The following is a 25,800-nucleotide window of genomic DNA, read 5'->3' as shown; positions in this document are numbered from 1 at the left end:
AAATTAGGCTTTTTGTTTCTCTTTTTTAGAAATTAATACTGCTCCAATCATGGCTACTAAAAGTAATACCGAAGCAAATTCAAAAGGAACCATGTATTCGTTTAACAATACCTGTCCAAGAACTTTAATAGACTGGAAATCTTCACCGGACTGGTAGTAACTTTCTACAACCGGTTTTGTTTTTAATAAAGCAGCTAATAATACTAATGCTACAAGGCAGAAGGCGATGGTAGCGGCAAAGATTATTAATTTAGGTTTATGCTTTTCGTGATCTTTGTTCAGGTTCATTAACATGATGGTAAATAGCATCAGGATCATGATGGCGCCCGAATAGACAATGATGTGTACAATTGCAAGGAACTGTGCATTCAGCATTAAATAATGACCGGCAATCGAAAAGAAACAAATAACCAGATAAATAGCACTGTGAATCGGGTTTCTGCTGAAAATTGTCAGAAGAGCAGTTCCCAGTGTAATGGTCGATAGTATATAAAATAAAACTTCAATCATGATTAACTTGCCTTATGCTGATTAGTATTTTGTATGGCCATTTCCAACGGCATAACCAATTTGTCTTTTCCGTAAATAAAATCCTCGCGGTTGCTGCTTGATTTTACGATTACTTTTGATTTTGTAAGGAAAATCGCTTCTTTCGGACAGGCTTCTTCACACAATCCGCAGAAAATGCAACGCAGCATGTTGATTTCATAAATAGAAGCATATTTCTCTTCTCTGTACAAATGTTTTTCTTCCGGTTTGCGTTCTTCTGCTTTCATCGTGATGGCTTCTGCCGGGCAGGATAGCGCACAAAGTCCGCAGGCAGTACAGCGCTCTCTTCCCTCGTCATCACGCATCAGCATGTGCTGACCGCGGTAAACGGGACTGAATTCACGTTTTTGTTCCGGATATTTAATCGTTACTTTTCTTTTGAATAAGTGTTTGATTGTAATGATTAATCCTTTGAATATCGCAACCAGATAAAGGCTTTCCCAAAAAGTCATCTTTTTGTTGGAAACCTCTTTTTTTCTTCCTGATAATGAAATTGTATCTAATGACATCTCTTTTATTATTTTATTGGAAAAGTAAGATTACTGCTCCTGTTATAAGAATGTTTATAATAGCAAGAGGAAATAACATTTTCCATCCTAAATTCATCAATTGATCGTATCTAAATCTCGGGATCGTCCATCTTACCCACATATAGAAGAAGATGAAGAAACAGATTTTGGCAAACAACACACACATTCCAATCACGTTTGCAGCGTTTACACCCCAGTTTTCAACAGCCCAGTCCATACCCGGATAATTATAGGCTCCGAAATACAATACGGCTAAAATGGTTGAGGAAATAAACATACTCGCATATTCCGCGAACAGATAGAATCCCATTTTCATGGACGAATATTCCGTGTGGTATCCACCGATAAGCTCCGCCTCACATTCCGCAAGGTCAAATGGCGTTCTGTTCGTTTCTGCGAAAGAACATACCAGGAAAATCAGGAAGCCTAAAGGCTGGTAAAACACATTCCAGTTCATGCCGGATTGTTGTGCGGCGATTTCACGAAGACTTAGGGTTTCGGTCATCATTACCAAAGCAATAATGGATAATCCCATTGCTACTTCATAGGAGATCATCTGGGAAGCGGCACGCATAGCACTCATTAACGAGAACTTGTTGTTCGATGCCCATCCACCAATCATGATTCCGTAAACACTCACAGATAATACGCCAAAAACGTATAAGATCGCTACGTCAATATCGGTAGCCTGCAGGATAATATCCCTTCCGAATAAGTGTAATTTATCGCCCCATGGAATTACAGCACTGGTAATTAATGCCATACTCATGGAGATCGCCGGACCAATCGTAAATAAGAATTTATTAGGGGTATTCGGCAGGAATTCTTCTTTTGAGAATAATTTTAAACCATCGGCAAGGGGTTGTAAAATACCTCCTTTACCGGCACGGTTAGGACCAACACGGTCCTGTAGCCAAGCTGCAATTTTACGCTCTGCTAATGTAGAATACATCGCCATTATCATGGTAATAGCAAAAACAGCTATGATAATGACACTTTTCTCTATGATAATTGGAGTCTCCATTGCAAATTATGATTTAGAATTTCCGTTGTTCTGTAAAGGAACATCCACCATACTAATTTTCTTTCTGTCCATTTCACGACCCTGAAGAATTTGTTTTTCAGTATCGATAACCACTTTATCCAGTTTGCGGGTATAGTTGTTCTGGTTGATAACCGAGAATTTCTCGAATTTACGAGGTCCTTCAATTACCCAGTCTTCTACGTTTTTGTGGTCGAAACGACATTCGTTACAGATAAATTCTTCCACTTCGTGGTAAATATCTTTACGGGCTGTAACACGCTGGATTTCGTTTCCAAACATCCAAACCGTAGTTTTTCCGCAGCATTTGTCGCAATTTCTATGAGCATTGTATGGTTTGTTAAACCAAACTCTGGATTTGAAACGGAAAGTCTTGTCGGTTAAAGCACCCACAGGACAAACGTCAATCATATTTCCGGAGAATTCATTATCAATCGCTTTGGAAATACAGGTTGAAATCTGGGAGTGGTCTCCGCGATTCATAACCCCGTGTACACGTCCGTCCGTTAACTGATCTGCTGTCATTACACAACGATAGCAAAGGATACAACGGTTCATGTGCAATTGAATGTTATCACCGATATTTTCCGGTTCAAATGTTCTTTTTTCTTCAATAAAACGGGTTTCCGATTTTCCGTTGTTAAAGCTTAGGTTTTGTAAATCACATTCCCCTGCCTGATCACAAACCGGACAGTCTAACGGGTGGTTGATTAATAAAAATTCGGTAACCGATTTTCGGGCTTCTACAACTCTCGGGGAAGAGATACTTTTTACTTCCATACCATCCATTACACCTGTAACGCATGATGCCATTAATTTAGGCATAGGAGTAGGGTTAGCATCACTACCTTTGGATACCTCTACTAAACAGCAACGGCATTTTCCACCGCTTCCTTTTAATTTAGAATAATAGCACATTGCCGGTGGAACCGACTCGCCTCCAATCATTCTAGCAGCTTGCAGGATAGTGGTTCCTGGTTCTACTTCTATTTCGTGACCGTCTATAGTAACTTTCATAGTACGCGATTCTTGACTTTATACAGTTTGTTTTGAGATTAAATGTCTTACTTTTTCAAAAGGCTCGTTGACAAAGTGATCTCTGTTTTTTATTTTTTCTGGGAAACGAACGTGGAATTCGAATTCGTCTCTGAAGTGACGGATTGCCGCCGCTACAGGCCATGCTGCAGCATCTCCAAGCGGACAGATGGTGTTTCCTTCAATCTTGCTCTGAATGTCCCAAAGCAGGTCGATGTCTTCCATTCTTCCGTGTCCGTTTTCAATTCGGTGTAATACTTTTTCCAGCCATCCTGTTCCTTCACGGCATGGGGAACATTGTCCGCAGCTTTCGTGGTGGTAGAAACGGGAGAAGTTCCAGGTGTTTCGTACAATACAGGTCGTATCATTATATACGATAAACCCACCGGATCCCAACATGGATCCTGTAGCGAAACCACCGTCACTTAATGATTCGTATGACATTAAACGGTCTTCACCGTTTGCTGTTTTATTGATAAGGTGTGCCGGTAAAATAGGAACAGATGATCCTCCCGGTACTAATGCTTTTAAAGGTCTGTCGTCCATCATTCCACCCAGATATTCATCGGAGTTCATAAATTCTTCAACGCTTAGTCCTAATTCTATTTCGTATACACCCGGATTTTTGATATGTCCAGATGCAGAGATTAGTTTTGTTCCTGTAGAACGTCCGATTCCGATTGTAGCATATTCGGCACCTGAATTGTTCACAATCCAAGGCACAGCAGCAATAGACTCTACGTTGTTTACCACCGTTGGGTTTGCCCATAAACCGCTAACCGCCGGGAATGGTGGTTTGATTCTCGGGTTTCCTCTTTTTCCTTCCAAGGATTCAATCAGCGCCGTTTCTTCACCGCAGATATAGGCTCCGGCACCGCAATGAACATGTAAGTCCAATGAGAAATCGGTTCCTAAAATATTCTTTCCTAACCATCCGGCAGCATAGGCTTCTTTGATGGCTCTTTCCAGAATTTTAAATACCCACATATATTCCCCACGGATATAAATGTATGATAGGTTGGCACCCAATGCATAACTGGAGGTAATCATCCCTTCAATTAATAAGTGCGGAATATATTCCATCAGGAAACGGTCTTTGAAAGTTCCCGGTTCCGATTCATCGGCATTGCATACCAGGTGTCTTGGCTTGCCCGATTTTTTATCAATAAAACTCCATTTTAAACCTACAGGGAAACCAGCACCACCACGACCGCGAAGTCCTGATGTTTTTACTTCTTCTGTAACTTCGTCCGGAGTTAATGTTTTTAAAGCTTTCTCCACAGAAGCATATCCTCCGTTCTGGCGGTATACTTCATAGGTTTTGATACCTGGAATATTTATCTTGTCTAATAATATCTTTCTTCCCATGGTATTATTTATCGTGTAAGTTGATTTTACCTTCTCTGCAATCGGCAATGATTGCATCTACTTTTTCTTTTGTAAGATGTTCTTTATAGAAATCCCCGATTTGCATCATTGGTGCATAACCGCAGGCTCCCAAACATTCTACACCAACAACGGTAAACATTCCGTCCACTGTGGTTTCTCCTTCCTTAATACCCAGTTTATTGCAGGTATAGTCCATTAAATCTTCGGCTCCGCGAACGGCACAACAGGATGTTCTGCAAAATTCGAACATGTATTTACCGATAGGCTTCTGATTGAACATGGTATAGAAAGTCACTACTTCATACACTTCAACAGGCTGAATTTTTAAAATTTCAGCAACATTGTCCATTAATTCGTAGCTTAACCAATTTTCGTGAGCATCCTGTACTTCGTGTAATACAGGAAGTAAAGCGGATTTTCTTTTATCTTCCGGATAGTGGCTGATCAGTTCATTGATTCGGGCCATTAGTTCCGGGGTCATATTTATTTCTTGTTTGTAGTGGGTATTTTCCATAATCATTATGCGTCTAATTCACCGGCAATTACGTTAAGACTTGACAAAGTTGCAATCGCATCGGAAAGCATTTGTCCTCTAACCATATCGTTATAAGCCTGATAATATATAAAGCATGGTCTTCTGAAATGTAAACGATAAGGGGTTCTGCTTCCGTCGGTAATCAAATAGAAACCAACTTCTCCGTTTCCTCCTTCAACAGGATGGTATACTTCCGTTAACGGCACAGGAACTTCTCCCATTACGATTTTAAAGTGGTAGATTAAAGCTTCCATATTGTGGTACACTTCATCTTTTGGCGGCAGGTAATAATCCGGTACATTTGCATGGTATGGTCCTTCCGGTAATTTTGCCAATGCCTGGCGGATGATACTCAAACTTTCCCAGACTTCTGCATTACGAACGCAGAAACGGTCATAAGTATCTCCGTGTTTTCCTACGGGAATGTTGAATTCGAAATCTTCATACGAGCTGTATGGCTGCATTACACGAACGTCATAATCCACACCGGCAGCACGCAGGTTCGGACCTGTAAATCCGTAGCTGATTGCTTTTTCTGCAGTAATGGCTCCTACTCCGATAGTACGGTCCATAAAGATCCTGTTTCGGGTTAACAGGTTTTCAAATTCTGTCCATATTGGCGGGAATTCTTCTAAAAAGTCGTTGATCTTTTTAAAAGCTGCCGGACTCCATTCTCTTTCAAAACCTCCGATTCTTCCCATGTTTGTGGTCAAACGGGCACCGCAGATTTCTTCGTAGATTTCATATATTTTTTCGCGGAACTGGAATACATATAAGAATCCGGTTAAGGCCCCTGTATCTACTCCCATAACCGAACTACAGATAATGTGATCGGCAATACGGGCTAATTCCATGATGATTACACGAAGGTATTGTACTCTTTTCGGCACTTCAATTCCAAGTGCTTTTTCTAAAGTCATCCACCATCCCATATTATTAATAGGAGCGGAGCAATAGTTCATACGGTCGGTTAAAACCGTAATCTGGTAAAAAGGTCTGTTTTCGGCAATTTTCTCAAAAGCACGATGGATGTATCCAACGGTACCTTCACCATCAAGAATGCGTTCCCCGTCCATTAAAAGGATGTTCTGGAAGATTCCGTGGGTAGCAGGGTGCGTAGGACCTAAGTTCAGTATCGAAAGCTCACTTCCGTCTTCATTTCTTCTGCTCTCAATAACTTTCGCATATCGATGCTCTGGTGGTAATAATAGATCTGACATTTTAGTTGTAAAAATATTTTTTTCAGGTTACTATTAGCAATTTTGGGTTGTTCTACCGAAAAATCGGTCGTCTTTATCGGTTCTTCCGCCGTCTTCCATTGGGAATTCTTTACGCAAAGGGAAAGATTCCATTTCATCCATGTTTAGAATACGCTTTAATTGCGGGTGTCCTTTAAATATGATTCCGTAAAAATCATAGGTTTCTCTTTCCTGCCAGTTTGAGCTTAGGAAAAGCCCGGTTACCGTATCGATTTCCGGCTGGTCGCCGTTCAGATAGCATTTGATGCGGATGCGAACATTGTCCACCCAGTTGTGCATGTGGTATACCACGGCAAACTGACGGTCTTTGTCGTAATCCGGATAATGGATACCGCACAAATCGGTTAGGAAATTAAAACGTAAAGTAGCATCATCTCTTAGAAATTTCATAACTTCTACGATAGAGTCTGATGCTACTTCAAATGTGAAAATATCATGTTGTTGAAAGAAATCGGCTACTTTTAATCCGAAATTTTCAATCAATTTGTTTTGTATTACTGAGGTTTCTAAAGCCATTTTATTTGATGTTATAAGAACCTAATAAGTCTTTGTATTCGTCTGATCCTCTTCTTCTAACGGATTCGCTTTTTACAATTTCCTGTAAGCGCATGATACCGTCCAGAATTTGCTCCGGTCTTGGCGGGCATCCCGGAACGTACACATCCACAGGAATTACCTTGTCAATACCCTGAAGTACGGAATAGGTATCAAAAACACCACCGGAAGAAGCGCAGGCTCCAACAGCGATAACCCATTTCGGTTCTGACATTTGTTCGTAAACCTGGCGTAAAATCGGAGCCATTTTTTTAGCTATGGTTCCCATAACCAGCAGCATGTCTGCCTGTCTTGGCGAGAAACTCATACGTTCCGATCCGAAACGTGCCACATCATAATGGGCAGCCATGGTTGCCATGAATTCAATACCGCAGCATGATGTTGCAAACGGTAATGGCCATAAAGAATTGGCTCTGGCTAATCCTACAACAGAATCTAATTTGGTAGCAAAAAATCCTTCTCCGGCAAATCCTTCCGGAGCGTCTACCATGTTATATTTAGAAGTATCACTCATCGTTATTATTTTTTTGGATTTTCAACGGGTTTCAAAAGTCCAGAAAACCGTCTACAATCAAATTCTTATTCCCACTCCAATCCTTTCTTCTTGAGGACATAAAAAAAGCCCACTACAAGAAGCGTCATAAAGATCCCCATTTTTAAGAATCCTTCTAAGCCCATAGCTCTAAAGTTAACGGCCCAAGGATACATAAATATCACTTCAACATCGAAAAGAACAAATAATATAGCGACTAAAAAGTATTTAACTGAGAAAGGAATACGGGCATTACCGACAGATTCGATACCGCATTCGAAATTTTTATCCTTGTTTTTCGAGTGCCTTTTAGGTCCTAAATAGCCTGAAATTATGATGGTAGTTACCACAAATCCGATAGCTAAAAGTGATTGCATCACTATTGGAATGTAATCAATTTGGTTTGTTTGCATGATTAATCTCTTAATTCTGGAAATAATTCACAAATATACATTCCTTAGCGGGATAAGCAACTTTAATTTTTAATGATTTTGGCGTGGTTTTCTGCTGTAATCGCAAAATATATTTAGACTAAATATAAATAATGAAATTTTATAAAAGAGTTTTTGTGTAAAATGCAGGTATAAAAAAACCGCTCTGAGAAGAGCGGTTTAGTCATTTAGGTAACCAAAAATTAATATATTTATTAGTCTTCGATAACTACTACTTTAGCAGCTACTTTACCTTTTCTTCCTTCTTCTTCTTCGTAAGAAACTTTATCACCTTCATTTAAAGTTTCAACTTTAATTCCAGTAGCGTGAACGAAAATGTCCTTTCCTGTTTCTTCGTCAGTAATAAATCCATAACCTTTGGATTCATTAAAAAATTTTACTTTGCCTGTTCGCATAGAGTAATAAAAAAAAATAATTAATAATTACCAAAGATAAACTTTTTTTTAACACAAACAAGTTTTTAGTGAAAAAAATAAGGTGATTATGTTTAATTTTTGATAAGTTTAAATTTCTGTTAAGATTGTTTTAATTCATTAAAAAAAGCGGACCGAAATCCGCTTTTTTATCTATTTTTTAAGGGCAATCCTAATGGATAATTCCTCCAGTTGCTTGTCGTCAATTACTGCCGGCGCATCGATCATAACGTCTCTTCCGGAATTGTTTTTCGGGAAGGCGATAAAATCGCGGATTGTTTCCTGGCCGCCTAAAATGGCTACCAAACGGTCCAGTCCGAATGCCAGTCCGCCGTGTGGCGGCGCTCCGTATTGGAAAGCATCCATCAGGAATCCGAATTGTGCTTTGGCTTCTTCTTCGCTGAAACCTAAATATTTAAACATCAGCTGTTGTGTTTCTTTGTCGTGGATACGGATAGATCCGCCGCCAATTTCATTTCCGTTTAAAACCATGTCGTAAGCATTGGCTCTTACTTTTCCGGGATCGGTTTCCAGTAAGTGCATGTCTTCCGGTTTCGGAGAGGTAAACGGGTGGTGCATCGCGTGGAAACGTTCGCTTTCTTCATCCCATTCCAATAGCGGGAAATCGACTACCCATAGTGGTGCAAACTCCTCCGGTTTGCGGAGTCCTAAACGCGTTGCCACTTCCATACGCAAAGCGCTTAACTGGGAACGTGTTTTGTTTGCCGGACCAGATAAAACTAGGATCAAATCGCCCGGGTTTGCCTGAGTTGCTTTTGCCCAGTTTTGTAGGTCTTCCTGGTCGTAGAATTTGTCTACAGACGATTTGAAACTGCCGTCTGCTTCATATTTACAATAAACCATTCCGGAAGCACCAATCTGTGGTCGCTTAACCCAGTCGATCAAATTGTCAATTTCTTTTCGGGTATAGGCAGCACCGCCCGGAACTGCAATACCCACAACCAGCTCGGCACTGTTGAATACTGCGAATTCTTTGTGCTGTGCTACAGCATTTAATTCTCCGAATTCCATCCCGAAACGGATATCCGGTTTGTCATTACCATAGGTTTTCATGGCATGATCGTATGTCATTCTCGGGAATTTGTCTACTTCAATTCCTTTGATCTCTTTTAGTAAGTGACGGGTCAATCCTTCAAAAGTGTCCAGGATGTCTTCCTGTTCCACAAATGCCATTTCGCAGTCAATTTGTGTAAACTCCGGCTGTCTGTCGGCTCTTAAATCTTCGTCACGGAAACATTTCACAATCTGGAAATATTTGTCCATACCGCCCACCATCAGTAATTGTTTGAATGTTTGCGGCGATTGCGGCAGGGCATAGAATTGTCCTTCGTTCATACGGGAAGGAACAACGAAATCACGGGCTCCTTCCGGAGTGGATTTTATTAAATAAGGTGTTTCTACCTCGCAGAAATCCTGTGCGGAAAGATAGTTTCTAACTTCCTGAGCCACTTTGTGACGGAATAGTAAACTGTTTTTTACCGGGTTTCTGCGGATATCCAGATAACGGTATTTCATACGGATATCTTCGCCACCGTCGGTTTCATCTTCAATCGTGAACGGCGGTGTAATGGCCGCATTTAATATGTTTAATTCGGAAACTAAAATTTCGATGTCTCCGGTTGGAATGTTAGCGTTTTTGGATTCACGTTCAATAACGGTTCCTTTAACCTGAATGACAAATTCACGGCCCAATGTCTTGGCTTTTTCAAAAACATCGGTATTTGTTCTGTTTGCATCAAAGATTAATTGTGTGATTCCATAACGGTCGCGTAAATCAACCCAGATCATGAATCCTTTATCACGTGTTTTCTGAACCCATCCGGCCAAAGTAACTTCTTTACTGATATCGGAAGCTCGTAATGCTCCACAATTATGACTTCTATACATTTTTTTAAAATTTAAGCGCAAATTTAAGTTTTTTGTTTCAAGTTTAAAGTCAAAGGATTAAAGTTTTGTATGGATTCTTTTGTAAAAAATGACCCTGTGTGTCATAAATGCCTGCTTTCCAATGTTAAGTTTTATCCAATGTTACTAAATTGTTAAGTAAAAGTTTTCTAATTGTAAATTTAATTTATACATTTGATATATAATTGTTAACCTATTTAAACTTTAAAGCTATGAAAAAGAACTTAATTGCAGGATTATTATTGTTTTCGGGAGTGTTGTTTGCACAAAATATAGAACCAAAATATGAGATTGTAGGTGGGTTAGTCAAAGCAACATACTATTACGATAATGGCCAGTTGAAGCAGGAGGGATTCTATAAAGATGCTAAGCCTCACGGAAAATGGGTTGCCTTTAACGAAGACGGATCGAAACAATCAATAGGCGAATATGCTGACGGTAAAAAATCAGGAAAATGGTTTTTCTGGAATAAAGCGACTTTAAGTGAAGTGGATTATTCCAATAGCAGAATTGCCGATGTGAAAAGCTGGAAACAGGAAGCTTTGGTAAACAGGAATTAATTATGGTTTGAACTTTCAAAAAAAGTTAATACTGTTCGCACGGTCTTAATAGGACCAGCTTCTTAAAAGAGGAATGGCTGTTATAAAATTTATAACAGCCATTCTTAGTTTAAATTGTTTTGTTTGTTTTTGTTTACATTTTATGCGTTGGCGTAAAACCATCTTCGCTAATTTCATTCGCGACATAGTCTTCTACCATTAATTCGGCATAATTTGTGCTTTTCCCTTTAGAGAATTTGTGAATAATTATCTCCATGATATCATAGATAACCGGTACGATTACTAAAGTAAGGAATAAGGAACTGATTAATCCTCCGATAATTACCCAGGCCAGTCCGTTTTTCCATTCGGCTCCGGCTCCGGAAGCCAATGCGATAGGTAGCATACCGAATACCATCGCAATCGTAGTCATCAGGATCGGACGAAGACGCGCGTGGTTTGCCTGAATTAGGGCATCGTGAATGGACTCCCCGGCAGCACGACGCTGATTCGTAAAGTCAACAAGCATGATCGCATTCTTACAGACCAATCCAATTAGCATGATAATTCCCAAAATGGTAAAGATATTTAAGGAGTTGTTTGTTAAACCTAAGGCTAATAACGCTCCAATGAAGGATAACGGTACCGAGAACAATACTACAAACGGGTGAACATAACTGTCATATAGACCAACCATTACCAGGTAAACCAAAATGATAGCGGCCAATAAGGCGAATCCTAATGTTCCGAAACCTTCTGTCTGGTTTTCCATATCACCACCCCAAACATAGTTTACACCGGTTGGTTTGTGTAATTTTTCGAAAGCCGACTGCCATTCTGCAGCAACAGTACCCGTAGGGCGACCTACTGTTTGTCCCTGAACGGTTACGGAAGCACTCTTATCACGACGCTCCAGCTGGCTTGGTCCTGATCCTTCTTTTACCGTAGCAAATTGTGACAATTTGATTTGTTCTCCTTTGTCGTTAACAAAGTTCAGGTTGCTGACATCTTCAATGTTTTTTCTGTTGAAAGCATTGTATCGGATGTTGATGTCGTATTCGTACTCTCCGGCACGGTATTTTCCGTCGGTATTTCCGCTGAAAGCTGTTTGCATAGTCATACCAACCGTTTGTAAGGTCAATCCTAATGCCGCCATTTTATCACGGTCTACCTGAACATTTACTTCCGGGTTTCCGGTTTCTACCGATAGTTTAATCTCGGAAGCTCCTTTTATTTTGTACAATTCTTTCTCGGCCGCTTTTGCGAAAACCATAGCACTGTCCAGTGTGGTTCCGGTAATCACTAAAGCTAAAGGTGCTTCTTCTGCCGTACCCATGATACTCATACCTACGGTTTTGATTTTAGCGCCTACCAATACCTTTTGCAGTTTACGTTTTGTTTTGGCCGCATATACATAAGAATCGTCCTCACGGTCTTTCTGGTCAACCATTTTTACACGGATTTCAGATTTATAAGCCGTAGCCTGTGTTCCTCCGAATCCTTCACTGGTTTGCCCTACCGTAGTGATCATACTCTTAACATCTTCTTCTTTTTTAAGGAAATCTTCCGCTTTCTGCGTCATAAAGTTCGTTTGTTCCAATGAAGCGTCTTTCGGCATTTCGATTTGTACCAGGAATTCTCCGGCATCCGATCTGGCGAAGAATTCTCCACCCACATAACCACCGGCAACCATATATAAAGAGGAAACAAATAAAACCAAAACAACGGCTAAAGTTCTTCTTTTATGTCCTAAACACCAGGTTAAGATATTACTTACCCAGTTTGTAAAACGGGTTAGTAAGCTTTCAAATCCTAAAATGATTCTTCCAAACAGGTTTTTACCTTCAATGTGCTCCAGTTTTCCAAAACGGGAAGATAACCACGGAACAATCGTAAAGGACGACAGTAATGATAATAAGGTTGAGATAATTACGGTAACACAGAATTGCGTAATAATGTTGGATACCAAACCGGTACTCATCGCAATCGGTAAGAACACCACCACAATTACCAATGTAATCGATACTACGGTTCCACCAATTTCGGATGTAGCATCATAAGCGGCGCGTACCCTGTTTTTACCCATCTCCATGTGCCTGTAAATATTCTCCAGTACCACAATAGCATCATCCACAAGAATACCAACTACTAATGAAAGTCCTAATAAACTCATTAAGTTAAGGGTATAATCCAGGAATACAAACCCGATAAAGGTTGCGATCAAAGAGGCCGGAATGGAAACCATTACAATAAGTGAGTTACGGATACTGTGCAGGAAGAATAACATTACCAGGGCAACCAGGATTACCGCCAAAATTAAATCGTGAATAACCGAGTCGGCAGCTTCCAAAGTAAATACGGAACTGTCGTTGGCAATATTTAATTCTAACTGCTGTGCCTGATAGTCAACTTTTAATTGGCCTAATAATTTCTGAACCTGCTCACTTACATCAACCGCATTCGCATCAGATTGTTTGATAACCTGCAGAATAATCGCGTTTTTCTCGTCTACACGGGCAATTTTTTCAACATCTTTCTGGGCATCCTGAACATCGGCAATATCATCCAGACGAATCTGTATTCCGTTTTTGTCCGATACAATTAAGTTTCGAAGCTCCTGAACATTTTTGTATTTTCCGGCTAAACGGATTAATACTTTCTGGTCACGCGTCTGGATACTTCCTGTAGGGAAATCCAGATTTGAGGTTAAGATTCCCTGTTGTACCTGAGGAACAGATAATCCGTATCCTTTCATTTTATCGGCATCCAGGTTTACCTGAATTTCACGTTCCTGTCCGCCAATCAGACGAATCTGTGCCACACCGTTTACACGGGAAAGGATCGGGCTGATTTTTTTGTCGATAAGGTCAAAAAACTGTGCTTCATCCATTTTGGCATTGGCAGCGATAGTCATGATCGGTAAATCACTCAGGGAGAATTTACTTAATGACGGCTGTTTTACATCGTCCGGAAGATCACTCAAAATGGCATTGATCTTACGTTGGGCATCATTTAAAGCAAAATCCACATTGGCATTGTTGTTTAACTGAATGGCAACAACCGATAAGCTTTCGTATGATTTGGAGTCGATTTTTTTAATGTTCTCCAATGAAGAAATCGCATCTTCTATTTTCTTTGTAACGGTATTTTCAACCTCACCAGGAGAAGCTCCGGGATATATGGTAGAAATACTGATTACGTTATTTTCAAATTTCGGGATTAATTCATAACCCAAAAGGCCGTAGCTGAATAATCCTCCTAATGTCAGAATCGTAAAGAGAACGACAATTAGTGACGGGCGTTTTATTGATATTTCTGCTAATTTCATATATTTTTTGAGTTTTAAGTTCTGACGTTGATTGTTTCAATCAGGTCCTAACTATTTTAAAACAGTCACTTTTGCACCATCGGTTAAGTTAATCTGACCACTGGTTATAACAATATCACCATTGTTCAGACCACCCAGGATTTCTACTTTTTCACCAATGATTCTTCCCGCTGTTACTTTTTTCATTTTAGCAGTACCGTTGTTCTCCATTACAAAAACTTCATTAGCGCTAACACTTCCTACAAATGCATTTCTCGGAACGATCATTAAAGGTGTTTTGTCCGATGACGGAGCAAATTGAGCCGTTCCGTACATACCTGCTTTTAAATCGTTACCGGCATTGTTGGTAATTTCGATTTCTACAGGGAAATTCAGACTGCTGTCTGCTTTCGGAGCGATAAACGTAATTTTTCCGTTAAATTCTTTATCCGGATAAACACTTGCTTTTACGTTAACCGGCGTACCGATTTTTAATCCGGCAATCTGGTTCTCGCTTACGGTTACTTTTAATTTTAACGTGGATACGTTTACTAATTCAAACAATGCCGTTCCCGGAGAAACTACAGATCCCGGTTCGATAAGACGTTTGTTAACGATCCCGTTGATAGAGGATTTGATGGTTGCATCGCCCAAAGTAATGCGCGCCTGAGCCAAATGTGCTTTGGCATTTGCCAGGGCTAATTTTGCCTGATCCAGTTGCTGTTTGGTAACCCCGCCGGTTTTAAAAGCACTTTCGAAACGCTGTGCATCGGTCACTGCATTCTGGTAGGATGCTTCTGCATTTTGAAGATCCACATTCATTTTGTCTGCTTTGATAACCGCTAACGTCTGTCCGATTCGAACCGCGCTGCCTTCGTCTACTAAAACTTTGGTAACACGTCCTGAATTTTCAGCAGAAAAGTTTAATTCCTGTGAAGGGTAAAAGTTTCCGTTAGCTACAAAATCCAACGAAACCGGTTCTGTTCTTACAGTATCTATTTTGACAACTACCGTCGCGTTAGTTTCCGCAACTACAGCCGTTTTTTCTTCATTCTTCTCTTTATTACTGCTTAACACATATCCTATCAGACCCAGTGAGCCCAATAAAACGATTGCTGTGATAATCTTTCTTTTCATATTGATTGATGGTTATTAATTTAAAAGTGTTTTTAATTCTCCCTGTGATTTGATGATCTGAATTTCGGCTAATTTGTATTCCAGTAAAGCGGATGTGTAATTGTTTTTCGCTTCTGTTAAAGCATTTTCCGAATCCAGTAAATCGGTTAAAGTAGCCAGCCCGTTGATATAGTTGTTTTTCGTATTGCTGAAAACTTCCTGTGCCAGATTAACATTTTCTTTCTGATTGTTGATCGTGATTAAACTGTTGTTGATCTGCGATTTTGCATTTTCAAATTCCAGTCCTAACGACAATTCCCGGTCTTTCATATCTTCTTCGATTTTCTGAAGGCTGATATCGGCCTGTCTTACTTTGGAACGGGTTGCAAAACCGGTAAAGACAGGAATTCTAAGGTTTAGTCCTATAGCGGAATAGTCAGACCAGTACACACCGTCTGCCGGTTTGGCGCCAAGCGGTAATTTTGGTCCCTGCCCGATATAGTTATAGTTTGCTGTTAAAGAAAGTGTTGGATAATGCTCCGCTACAAACGATTGCTTCTGATATTGTAATAATTGTTTTTGTTTTTCTAACAACTGATACTCTGTTCTGTTGCTTACCGTTGGTGTTTCTTTCATAAAAGGTTTTACCTGAATGTCCTCTTTTACGATTTCAATTGGGGTAGCTGCCGGTAAACCGATTAAGAATTTCAATGAATTCTCCTGCATCTGAACACCGTTAACCAATTGTTGTCTGGTTGAATTCAGGTTGATGATTTTTACATTTACCCTGTCTAAATCGATTTTTTTCGCCAGACCGTTTTTAAACTGACCACTGATGATGTTTCGCACTTTGGTAGTGTTGTCCAGAGTACTGTCAATCGTAATCAGTTTTTGTTTCTGAACAAAAACCTGGTAGTAGGCATTCGCTACTTTTTCGATTACCTGTTCTTCCGTTAACTGTGCATTAACCTGGTAGAATTCTCTTGTGGATTTCGCCGCTTTTAAACCGGTGAAAATAGAATAATCAAAAAGATTCTGGGTTAAGGTTGCTCCGGCTACGGAATTCCATTTTTGTCCTAAAGGCGCTAAAATGGTCGAACCCGGTTGTCCGAAAAAGTCCCCAGGTAATGCGTTTAACTGTAATATAGGGTTATAGGTTACATTGCCGTTCAGGCTTATCTGCGGAAGCGCTCTTGAACGTACCTCTGCAATCTGATGATTGCTGTTTTCGACATCCAGTTTCGCTTTTTTTGCATCAGATTTGTTTTCCAATGCATATTTAAGAGCGTCTTTCAGGGTCAGACGCTGAACTTGTGCCTGAGTGATTATGGCAAAAAATAATAACGCAATTGTTATTCCTGTTCTCATATAGTGGTTATTAATTATTTAAGTAATTTTTCTAACGTTTCAATTCCTTTTGGAGTGGCGATGCCTCTCACATGGTATTCCAGTAATTTCTCATCAAGTTCATTGCGGGTGTACATTTCTTCCGGGAACAGTTCAAAATCCATAATGCTCATCGCACTGGCATAATAGATACGCCCGATAAATTCTTCATCGATCTCAGGTCGGAACAAACCGGCTTTTTTTCCGCGATTCAGATTGTCAATAACACAGTGGTCCATTTTTTCAAACTGCATGGTTTTTAAACAGGCGTGTATTTTCGGATAGTATTTCTGCAATTGGAAAATTGGAGACGAATTCGGGTCTTTTAAATTATTCTGAACATACTCTTTAATATCAAACAGCTCTTCGATAGGGTTTTTTTCCAGCGAACAGATATGGTCTATTCCCGATGAGATTTTCTCATACAGGAAAAAAGTAGCCGCTTTTACTAATTCCAGCTTGGTGGCATAATGTTCGTAAATGGTTTTTTTTGAAATCCCCATCTCAGCAGCTATGTCATCCATCGTAACACTTTTGAAGCCCAGTCGTAAAAACATGTCGGATGATTTCTCTAAAATTTCGTTTTTCATTCTTAAAAATTTCGGCAAATGTATAACGGAAACTTTTAATACTAAAAAAGTTTCCAAAGTTTTTACGATTATTTAACATTTTTTTTGGCTTTGATTGCGCTGATATTTGAACTATTTTAGCCGAAAATATCATCCATGCATTCAGTAAGTTATTATCAGACGCTTATTTCGGAATACTTTTCTACAATTTCTTTAGAGAAAGAACCTAAAAATTTATACGATCCCATTGTTTATATTTTGTCCTTAGGAGGAAAACGGATGCGTCCGGTTCTGACATTAATGGCGGCAGAAGTTTTTAACGCCGATGCTGAAAAAGCAGTTGCTGCAGCCACAGCGGTTGAGTTGTTTCATAACTTTTCGCTGATTCATGACGATATTATGGATGATGCGCCTTTGCGCCGCGGGAATGAAACGGTTCATGAAAAATGGGATGTGAATACCGGAATCCTGTCGGGCGATGCGATGCTGATATTGGCCTACCAGTATTTTGAGAATTATGAACCTGCGATCTTTTTAGCTTTGGCAAAACTGTTTAGTAAAACAGCGCTGGAAGTTTGTGAAGGACAGCAATGGGATGTGGATTTTGAACAACGTGACGATGTAACCATTCCGCAGTACCTGAAAATGATCGAGTACAAAACAGCGGTTCTGGTTGGGGCTGCCATGAAAATGGGGGCAATTGTAGCCGAAACCACAACGGAGAATGCCGATTTGATTTATGATTTCGGACTGAATTTGGGAATAGCCTTCCAGCTTCAGGATGATTATCTGGATGCTTTTGGCGATCCGCTGACTTTTGGAAAACAGGTTGGTGGTGATATCATTGAAAATAAGAAGACTTATTTGTATCTGAAAGCGTTAGCGTTTGCTAATCCGGAAGCCAAAGCCCAGTTACTGCATCTGTTCTCGATTCAGCCAACGGATAATAAAGAGAAAATTGATTCCGTAAAAAGAATATTCGAAGAAACCGGCGCGAGCCAGGCGACTCAGAAAGCGATTGAAGAGTATACGCTGAAAGCTTTTGAAACGCTGGATAAAATGAATATTGAAGCGGATAAAAAAGAAGAGCTGAAAACTTTTGGCGAGAACCTGATGAAAAGAAAGGTATAGCTTTTATATAAAACCCAATACCATGTTTGTAGCACCACAAAATACCGATTTATTGCTCTCGGAAGCGCAAAAGGAAGATTTGTATCTGAAACTGATCGAACAGATCAATAAGGATTTTACGCTTGCTAATGAAAGTGTGGACTTTCCGGTGGCTATAACGCCGATCGATTTAAAGCTGCAGCTGCATGAAAAAATATACCGCCTGATTCAGTTTAAATTTGCCGAATATTTAAACCTGCTGTACATCATTGACGTGCCGGAAGACCAGATTAAAAAATTAGATGGTTCCGACCTGGTTGACCTTTCGGAACAGGTTGCTTTTTTGATTTTAAAGCGGGAATGGCAAAAGGTATGGTTTAGAAATAAATTCTAACAAAAGGCATAAAAGCCTCGTGGTACACATTGTCTCTTTCTTTGAATAAAACATTATAACGCACCCCGACGGTTACCCCGTTAAAGTTGTATCCCGCACCCAAAAATAAGGCTGTATTCCAGAAATTATCTTCAATTTCCGGTGTAAACTGCGTGTAGGTATTGTTTACGCGAAGTTGTTCAATTTCAGCCGATAACTGTACTTCGGGAATAGGGTTAAAAAGCCCTATAATACTGGCTCCGTAAATGTAGGAATCATAGAAATTTTTCTGCTTAACATAGCTGCCCTGTAAGCCAAGACCTATTGAAAAGTAAGGGTTTACGTCATAAATTGCACTTGGTGCAACCATGACATTGGTGAAATTATTCCCGAAATTAAGTCCTAAGCCGCCACCAAAGCGTACGCTGCTCCAAAATTCATTTTTTTGAGTGATTTGCAAGCGTTCTTGCGCTTTTATTGAAGAACTCGTCATTAAAAAAAATACACAACTCAAAAAGATTGTTAAAAAACTACGGATGCTTGATTTCATAATCATTTTTAGGAATATTTTATGATATAAAAGTATGAAAAACATTGAAAGATTATTACAATTATCGTACTTTTGCGAAAAATTTTCTAACAAAAAAGGTCTTTAGACAAAGTTATGGATAGGTTTTCCTTTTTAAACGCGGCACACACTGCATTTTTTGCAGACTTATACGATCAATATTTACAAAATCCTGATAGCATTGAACCAAGCTGGAGGAGTTTCTTCCAGGGGTTTGACTTCGCAAGCGAATATAACGAAGGTCCGGTAGAACAATTAACAGCAATGGCTGGTGGTCAGACAGACTGTTCTGCGGTTTCCGATAAACTACAAAAAGAATTTAACGTTCTGAAATTAATAGAAGGTTACAGAACAAGAGGACATTTATTTACCAAAACGAACCCGGTTCGTGACCGAAGAATTTTCAGCCCTTCTTTAGCGATTGAAAACTTCGGATTGACTTCTGCCGATTTGAATACGGTTTTTGATGCTGCGAGAGTAGTAAACTTAAATCCGTGCTCGCTTCAGGAAATTCTGAATCATCTTAATAAAGTATACTGCGAATCGATTGGAGTAGAGTATATGTACATCAGAGATCCTAAAGTGATTGAGTGGATTCAGAAGCGTTTGGATATCAATGATAACCTTCCTGATTTTAATGCAGACCAGAAAAAACGTATCCTTAAAAAACTGAATGAAGCGGTTTCTTTTGAAAACTTCCTTCATACAAAATATGTAGGGCAAAAACGTTTCTCGTTAGAAGGATGTGAATCGGCAATTCCGGCTTTGGATGCGTTAATTGAAACGGCAGCCGAAAAAGGAGTTGAGCAGTTCGTAATGGGAATGGCACACAGAGGACGTTTGAATGTATTGGCTAATGTTTTTGGAAAAGCGACTCAGGACATTTTCTCAGAATTTGACGGAAAAGACTATGATGATGACGCGTTGTTTGACGGTGACGTTAAATACCACCTTGGTTTAACCGCAACCCGTACCACACAGACCGGTAAAAATATTAATATCAACTTAGCGCCAAATCCATCTCACTTAGAGACTGTTGGTGCTGTGATTGAAGGAATCGCAAGAGCAAAACAAGACCGTTATTTCCCGGACAATACCTCTAAAGTATTGCCAATCGCCGTTCACGGTGATGCAGCTGTTGCCGGACAGGGTATTGTTTATGAAATTGTTCAGATGGCTAATCTGGATGGTTACAAAACAAACGGAACGATCCATTTGGTGATCAACAACCAGGTTGGATTTACAACAAACTATTTAGACGCCCGTTCGTCTACTTATTGTACCGATATCGCTAAGGTAACCTTATCACCGGTATTACACGTAAATGCAGATGATGCAGAGGCTGTAGTGCATGCCATGTTGTTTGCATTGGATTACCGTATGGAATTCGGATCGGATGTTTTCATCGATTTATTAGGATATAGAAAATATGGGCACAACGAAGGTGATGAGCCTCGTTTTACACAGCCACAGTTATATAAAATAATTTCCAAGCATAAAAATGCAAGAGATATTTATGCTGAAAAACTGAAATCGGAAAACGTAATTGACGGCAATTATGTATCCGGATTGGAGGCAGAATACAAAGCAGGCTTAGAGGAAAATTTAGAAGCTTCCCGTAAAAAAGACCTTACGGTGATTACTCCTTTCATGCAGGATGAATGGAAAGGATTCGAGCAGGTTAGTGACGAAGGAATGTTGCAGCAATTTGATACGAAAGTTGATAAATCGGTGCTAACGGATGTTGCTAAAGTAGTAACGGAACTTCCGGCAGATAAAAAATTCATCAGCAAAATCCAGAAGCTGATTAACGACAGAAAAACGATGTTTTTCGAAACGGACAAGCTGGATTGGGCTATGGGAGAAATGCTGGCTTACGGTTCGTTACTGACAGAAGGATATGATGTTCGTATTTCCGGACAGGATGTAGAAAGAGGTACGTTCTCACACCGTCATGCGGTAGTGAAAGTAGAAGATTCGGAAGAAGAAGTAGTATTATTAAACCAGTTAAAAAATCAAAAAGGAAAATTCTATATCTATAACTCTTTGTTATCGGAATATGGCGTGGTAGGTTTTGATTACGGATATGCATTGGCAAGTCCGAACACACTGACAATCTGGGAAGCACAGTTCGGGGATTTCTCTAACGGAGCGCAGATCATGATTGACCAGTACATCTCGGCAGCAGAAGACAAATGGAACAATCAGAACGGTTTGGTAATGTTATTGCCTCACGGTTATGAGAACCAGGGAGCGGAGCACTCTTCGGCACGTATGGAGCGTTATTTACAATTGTGTGCCAAACACAATATGTATGTGGCCGACTGTACAACGCCGGCAAACTTCTTCCACCTGTTGCGAAGACAGATGATCACAAAATTCAGAAAACCATTAATTGTATTCACACCAAAAAGTTTACTGCGTCACCCGTTAGCGGTATCTTCTATTGAAGAATTTGCAAACGGAAGCTTCCAGGAGGTTATTGACGATGCTTCGGTAAATCCTAATGACGTAAAATCATTGGTATTCTGTACCGGTAAATTCTACTATGATTTATTGGCAGAAAGAGAAGCGCAGGGCAGAACAGATGTGGCTCTTGTAAGAATAGAACAGTTGTTCCCGTTACCGGTAGCGCAAATCAAAGCGGTTATTGCAAAATACCCGAATGCAGACGATTATGTTTGGGCTCAGGAAGAACCTAAAAACATGGGTGCTTACGGTTATATGCTGATGAATTTTGACGAAGTTAAATTCCGTTTGGCATCGCCAAAAGCGTATAGTGCACCGGCAGCCGGAAGTTATACCCGTTCTAAAAAACGTCATGCAAATGCAATTGCAATGGTTTTTGACAAGAATTTATTCAATTAATACGTATTTTTGATACTCATATAAAAATAACAACACCTTATAAAATTATATACCGATGATTTTAGAAATGAAAGTCCCTTCACCGGGGGAATCGATCACAGAAGTTGAAATCGCAACGTGGTTGGTAAAAGACGGAGATTATGTAGAAAAAGATCAGGCTATTGCAGAGGTTGATTCGGATAAAGCAACCTTAGAGTTACCAGCGGAAGCAAGTGGTATTATTACCCTTAAGGCGGAAGAAGGTGATGCAGTTGCAGTTGGTCAGGTAGTTTGTTTAATCGATACGGGAGCAGCAAAACCGGAAGGTGGCGCAGCAGCACCGGTAAAAGAAGAAAAAGCAGCTGAGGCTCCAAAAGCGGAAGCTCCAAAAGCAGCTCCGGCTCCGGCAGCAACTACGTATGCTACAGGAACTCCTTCACCGGCAGCAAGAAAAATCTTAGACGAGAAAAACATTCAGCCTACAGAAATTGTTGGTACTGGAAAAGGTGGAAGAATTACTAAAGATGATGCTGTAAATGCAGTACCGTCTATGGGAACGCCTACAGGTGGATCCAGAGGTTCTGAAAGAACAAAATTATCCATGTTGCGTCGTAAAGTGGCAGAGCGTTTGGTTTCTGCTAAAAATGAGACCGCAATGTTAACTACATTCAATGAAGTTGACATGAGCGCTATTTATGCTTTACGCGAAGAATATAAAGAAGCTTTTAAAGCAAAACACGGTTTAGGTTTGGGCTTTATGTCTTTCTTTACAAAAGCAGTTACAAGAGCATTACAATTATATCCTGATGTAAATTCAATGATTGACGGTCAGGAGAAAATTTCATACGATTTCTGTGATATTTCTGTAGCGGTTTCCGGTCCTAAAGGATTAATGGTACCGGTTGTTCGCAGTGCAGAATTATTAACGTTCCGTGGTGTTGAAGCAGAAATCAAACGTTTGGCTATCAGAGCACGTGACGGACAAATTACAGTTGATGAAATGACTGGCGGAACATTTACTATTTCTAATGGTGGTGTTTTCGGAAGTATGTTGTCTACACCAATCATCAACCCTCCGCAATCCGGTATTTTAGGAATGCACAATGTAGTAGAGCGTGCGATCGTTAAAAACGGTCAGATTGTTATCGCTCCGGTTATGTTTGTAGCATTATCTTATGATCATAGAATTATTGACGGTCGTGAATCTGTAGGATTCTTAGTGGCTGTAAAAGAAGCGTTGGAAAACCCAATGGAAATCTTAATGGATAATAATCCTAAAAAAGCTTTAGAGCTTTAATCTAAGATAGACACAATAAAAAAACCACGCTTTTAGCGTGGTTTTTTTATGCTTTGTAAATCAGGATGTCACGGCATCCCGGATGTGATTTTTATACCAACTTTAAAAAGAAAATTAACAAACGCAGTCAAAAAAAATTATTTTTGTGCTGTAATTATTAAGAAAAAATTAATGAAACAAAATAAAAAGTCGGCCGCTATTGGTTTTATTTTTATTACCATGCTTATCGACATTACGGGATGGGGAATTATAATTCCGGTTATCCCAAAGCTGATAGAGGAGCTTATTCACGGCGATATCAGTGTGGCTTCCAAATATGGAGGCTGGCTGACTTTTTCGTATGCCATAACCCAGTTTATTTTTGCGCCGCTCATTGGAAACCTCAGTGATAAATACGGAAGACGGCCAATTATCCTGTTGTCGCTTCTGGGGTTTGCACTGGATTACCTTTTGCTGTCCTTTGCGCCCACCATTACCTGGCTGTTTATCGGGCGTATTTTGGCCGGTGTAACCGGAGCCAGTATTACGACAGCTTCGGCCTATATAGCCGACATCAGTACCAGTGAAGACAGGGCAAAAAACTTTGGAATGATTGGTGCTGCATTCGGATTGGGATTTATTATCGGGCCGGTTATCGGTGGTGTTTTGGGGCAATACGGTTCCCGTATCCCTTTTTATGCCGCAGCGGTTTTATGTGCCGTTAACTTCCTGTACGGACTGTTTGTATTGCCGGAATCCTTATCGAAAGAAAACCGCAGGGAATTCGACTGGAAACGGGCTAATCCGATCGGGGCAATTATGAACCTGAAAAAATATCCGGCTTTACTGGGACTCATCGTTTCGATGGTGATCCTGTATGTCGCTGCCCATGCCGTACACAGTAACTGGAGTTTCTTTACCATGTACCGGTTTGACTGGGATGAACGAATGGTTGGTATTTCTTTAGGTGTGATTGGTTTGCTGGTTGGTATCGTTCAGGGCGGACTGATTCGCTGGATCAATCCGAAATTAGGAAACGAAAAGAGTATTTATTTCGGAATGGTCTTGTATACCTTGGGGATGTTTTTGTTTGCCTTTGCTTTTGAAGGCTGGATGATGTTCCTGTTCCTGGTTCCGTATTGTTTGGGTGGTATCGCAGGACCGGCTTTACAATCGGTTATAACGAGCCATGTTCCGGCTACAGAACAGGGAGAATTACAGGGAACCTTGACGAGTTTAACGAGTGCAACTGCGATTGTGGGCCCGCCGTTAATGACCAATACGTTCTATTATTTTACACATGATGAAGCGCCGTTCCAGTTTGCGGGAGCACCATTTGTTTTAGGTGGTGTTTTGATGCTTATCAGTACAATCATTGCCTATATGGTTTTTAAGAAAGGCCAGTTGTAATATTTAAAAACCCCGTACATTTTTACGGGGTTTTTTATTAGACTTCCATTTTTTTCATCATGTCCTGTGAGACTTCTGTATTAAGGTTGTTGTAGTCCGGATTATAGTTGTCCCAAATGCGCCAGCTATCTCCCCGTTTTTTTATAAAATAGGTCTGACGGTTAATTTTATTGTAAACGTTGACAATCTCTCCCTGGTGGTTTCTCCATTCGAGGTTCCAGAATTCTTTTGCAGAAATAACAACAAGGGTGTCGTCAATACTGGTGATCCGGAAATCATAAATTTCAAAATTAGAACGGTTGTTTTCGTTGTTCAGCTGTAAGTCCAGTTTGGAGTACTTCTCCAATAAATCCGTGACGCGTTTTGTTAAGGGGCCATCTTCAAAGATGGAATCGGAAAGACCGCTTAAATCGACCTGAGGGAGTTTTAAAAGACAGTTAAATTCATCCTGGCAAAACTGATAAATCAGGTTTTCAAAATAACTGCTGAGCACATCTTTGGTTCTGTGTTCCTCAGCTACAGCAGTATTGTTCTCGCAGGATTGGTTTAAAATAAAACTGTTCAGAGAGGGAAACCCGATAAAAATAGCGAGTTTGTCTAAGGTTTTTAAAAAGCGTAAGTCGGTGTTTTCCTTGTTGGAATAATCATTAGTGAAAATCCGCTGTAAGGTCGTGCTGGAGATAGTTGTTCCTAATTCATTTTTTTTGACACCCTGCAGGTGTTCCGATTTGGATAGTTTGTGTGCAATAATTTCAGCCAATATAAGGTATTGGGCTCTTTTCCATGTTTTTACACTCGACAAGGTACTGTTAAGAACGGAAGGATGGGTTTGAATGCCTTTTTTTAGTTGTTCAATAATCAGTTTCATTTTTTAGTTAGTTAAGATTGGGTTAGATTTTTAGTTCTTTTTACATAGTGTCATTAAATTGAGTTAAACATGAGGGTTAGTTACGCATAAGTTAGTGTTAAAGTTTTACAAATTTTAACAATATTTTTGGATTAATAAAAATATTTAACATAAATAAATTATTAAAAACTGTTTTTTAATTCTTTTTCAAGAAAGTTGTTTTTTAGGGGATGGA

At 39.9% G+C, this 25,800-nt stretch carries 24 protein-coding genes; 6 read left to right on the top strand and 18 right to left on the bottom strand.

All coding sequences use genetic code 11. The annotated features are described in order from the left end of the window. Positions 1-3: 3 nt before the first annotated feature. The 12 genes from BGO42_RS12090 to aspS form a co-directional block, all read right to left on the bottom strand. Positions 4-510, bottom strand: coding sequence for an NADH-quinone oxidoreductase subunit J family protein (locus tag BGO42_RS12090; protein ID WP_177730370.1), 507 nt, complete (start codon positions 508-510; stop codon positions 4-6). 2 nt (positions 511-512) lie between these two features. After that, entirely contained in the window at positions 513-1,058 is a 546-nt protein-coding gene (gene nuoI, locus BGO42_RS12085; protein ID WP_177730368.1) for an NADH-quinone oxidoreductase subunit NuoI, read from the bottom strand. 13 nt (positions 1,059-1,071) lie between these two features. Next, positions 1,072-2,103 carry an NADH-quinone oxidoreductase subunit NuoH gene (nuoH, locus tag BGO42_RS12080; protein WP_177730366.1) on the bottom strand — a complete coding sequence of 344 codons (1,032 nt, stop codon included), beginning with the start codon at positions 2,101-2,103 and terminating at the stop codon, positions 1,072-1,074. A gap of 6 nt (positions 2,104-2,109) precedes the next feature. After that, entirely contained in the window at positions 2,110-3,138 is a 1,029-nt protein-coding gene (locus BGO42_RS12075; protein ID WP_177730364.1) for an NADH-quinone oxidoreductase subunit G, read from the bottom strand. 18 nt (positions 3,139-3,156) lie between these two features. After that, positions 3,157-4,524 (bottom strand): NADH-quinone oxidoreductase subunit NuoF, encoded by a 1,368-nt coding sequence (gene nuoF / locus BGO42_RS12070; RefSeq protein ID WP_177730362.1) that lies wholly within the window; start codon positions 4,522-4,524, stop codon positions 3,157-3,159. Between the two features lie 4 nt (positions 4,525-4,528). Next, positions 4,529-5,059, bottom strand: coding sequence for an NADH-quinone oxidoreductase subunit NuoE family protein (locus BGO42_RS12065; RefSeq protein ID WP_273244409.1), 531 nt, complete (start codon positions 5,057-5,059; stop codon positions 4,529-4,531). Between the two features lie 5 nt (positions 5,060-5,064). Next, positions 5,065-6,300, bottom strand: coding sequence for an NADH-quinone oxidoreductase subunit D (locus BGO42_RS12060; RefSeq protein ID WP_177730358.1), 1,236 nt, complete (start codon positions 6,298-6,300; stop codon positions 5,065-5,067). A gap of 33 nt (positions 6,301-6,333) precedes the next feature. Beyond that, entirely contained in the window at positions 6,334-6,855 is a 522-nt protein-coding gene (locus BGO42_RS12055) for an NADH-quinone oxidoreductase subunit C (protein WP_273244412.1), read from the bottom strand. Position 6,856: 1 nt separating this feature from the next. Next, positions 6,857-7,408 carry an NADH-quinone oxidoreductase subunit B gene (locus BGO42_RS12050; RefSeq protein WP_177730354.1) on the bottom strand — a complete coding sequence of 184 codons (552 nt, stop codon included), beginning with the start codon at positions 7,406-7,408 and terminating at the stop codon, positions 6,857-6,859. 65 nt (positions 7,409-7,473) lie between these two features. Continuing rightward, complete coding sequence (locus tag BGO42_RS12045; RefSeq protein WP_177730352.1) at positions 7,474-7,839, bottom strand: NADH-quinone oxidoreductase subunit A; 366 nt, start codon at positions 7,837-7,839, stop codon at positions 7,474-7,476. A 233-nt stretch (positions 7,840-8,072) separates the two neighbouring features. Then, the gene (locus BGO42_RS12040; protein WP_177730349.1) at positions 8,073-8,273 is read right to left on the bottom strand and encodes a cold-shock protein; all 201 of its coding nucleotides are present in this window, start codon (positions 8,271-8,273) and stop codon (positions 8,073-8,075) included. A 171-nt stretch (positions 8,274-8,444) separates the two neighbouring features. Then, positions 8,445-10,199, bottom strand: coding sequence for an aspartate--tRNA ligase (gene aspS / locus BGO42_RS12035; protein WP_273244415.1), 1,755 nt, complete (start codon positions 10,197-10,199; stop codon positions 8,445-8,447). Between the two features lie 230 nt (positions 10,200-10,429). On the opposite strand from aspS, the gene BGO42_RS12030 reads away from it, so the two are divergent. Further along, on the top strand, positions 10,430-10,777 hold the full coding sequence (locus BGO42_RS12030; RefSeq protein WP_177730345.1) for a toxin-antitoxin system YwqK family antitoxin: 348 nt from the start codon (positions 10,430-10,432) through the stop codon (positions 10,775-10,777). Positions 10,778-10,910: 133 nt separating this feature from the next. On the opposite strand, the gene BGO42_RS12025 is transcribed toward BGO42_RS12030, so the two are convergent. The 4 genes from BGO42_RS12025 to BGO42_RS12010 are packed head-to-tail and all read right to left on the bottom strand — an operon-like array spanning position 10,911 to position 17,155. After that, on the bottom strand, positions 10,911-14,084 hold the full coding sequence (locus tag BGO42_RS12025) for an efflux RND transporter permease subunit (RefSeq protein WP_273244417.1): 3,174 nt from the start codon (positions 14,082-14,084) through the stop codon (positions 10,911-10,913). A gap of 51 nt (positions 14,085-14,135) precedes the next feature. After that, a complete protein-coding gene (locus BGO42_RS12020) occupies positions 14,136-15,200 on the bottom strand; it encodes an efflux RND transporter periplasmic adaptor subunit (RefSeq protein WP_273244419.1) in 1,065 nt (354 codons plus the stop codon). Positions 15,201-15,215: 15 nt separating this feature from the next. Then, on the bottom strand, positions 15,216-16,547 hold the full coding sequence (locus BGO42_RS12015; protein WP_273244421.1) for a TolC family protein: 1,332 nt from the start codon (positions 16,545-16,547) through the stop codon (positions 15,216-15,218). A gap of 14 nt (positions 16,548-16,561) precedes the next feature. After that, entirely contained in the window at positions 16,562-17,155 is a 594-nt protein-coding gene (locus BGO42_RS12010; RefSeq protein ID WP_177730337.1) for a TetR/AcrR family transcriptional regulator, read from the bottom strand. 135 nt (positions 17,156-17,290) lie between these two features. Here BGO42_RS12010 and BGO42_RS12005 point away from each other — a divergent pair, with 135 nt between their 5' ends. Both BGO42_RS12005 and BGO42_RS12000 read left to right on the top strand, forming a co-directional pair. Continuing rightward, positions 17,291-18,265, top strand: a complete 975-nt coding sequence (locus tag BGO42_RS12005; RefSeq protein ID WP_273244424.1) for a polyprenyl synthetase family protein — start codon at positions 17,291-17,293, stop codon at positions 18,263-18,265. A gap of 22 nt (positions 18,266-18,287) precedes the next feature. Continuing rightward, positions 18,288-18,638, top strand: a complete 351-nt coding sequence (locus tag BGO42_RS12000; protein ID WP_177730333.1) for a hypothetical protein — start codon at positions 18,288-18,290, stop codon at positions 18,636-18,638. Here the strand turns inward: BGO42_RS12000 and BGO42_RS11995 are convergent. Then, a complete protein-coding gene (locus tag BGO42_RS11995; protein WP_273244593.1) occupies positions 18,622-19,167 on the bottom strand; it encodes a hypothetical protein in 546 nt (181 codons plus the stop codon). The two genes, BGO42_RS12000 and BGO42_RS11995, sit on opposite strands and share 17 nt — an antisense overlap. Before the next feature lie 114 nt (positions 19,168-19,281). On the opposite strand from BGO42_RS11995, the gene BGO42_RS11990 reads away from it, so the two are divergent. The 3 genes from BGO42_RS11990 to BGO42_RS11980 all read left to right on the top strand — a co-directional run bounded on the left by BGO42_RS11990 (position 19,282) and on the right by BGO42_RS11980 (position 24,718). Next, positions 19,282-22,053, top strand: a complete 2,772-nt coding sequence (locus tag BGO42_RS11990; protein WP_273244426.1) for a 2-oxoglutarate dehydrogenase E1 component — start codon at positions 19,282-19,284, stop codon at positions 22,051-22,053. Between the two features lie 55 nt (positions 22,054-22,108). Further along, entirely contained in the window at positions 22,109-23,329 is a 1,221-nt protein-coding gene (gene odhB / locus BGO42_RS11985; protein ID WP_177730329.1) for a 2-oxoglutarate dehydrogenase complex dihydrolipoyllysine-residue succinyltransferase, read from the top strand. A 171-nt stretch (positions 23,330-23,500) separates the two neighbouring features. Then, the gene (locus BGO42_RS11980; protein WP_177730327.1) at positions 23,501-24,718 is read left to right on the top strand and encodes a TCR/Tet family MFS transporter; all 1,218 of its coding nucleotides are present in this window, start codon (positions 23,501-23,503) and stop codon (positions 24,716-24,718) included. Between the two features lie 37 nt (positions 24,719-24,755). On the opposite strand, the gene BGO42_RS11975 is transcribed toward BGO42_RS11980, so the two are convergent. Further along, positions 24,756-25,586: a hypothetical protein gene (locus tag BGO42_RS11975; RefSeq protein WP_273244429.1), complete on the bottom strand. Its 831-nt coding sequence runs from the start codon at positions 25,584-25,586 to the stop codon at positions 24,756-24,758. Positions 25,587-25,800 lie beyond the last annotated feature (214 nt).

Source organism: Flavobacterium sp. 40-81, from assembly GCF_001898245.1.
Lineage (GTDB): Bacteria > Bacteroidota > Bacteroidia > Flavobacteriales > Flavobacteriaceae > Flavobacterium > Flavobacterium inviolabile.
The sequence above is the reverse complement of the archived record's forward strand: the minus strand, read 5'-3'. Positions and strand labels throughout refer to the sequence as shown.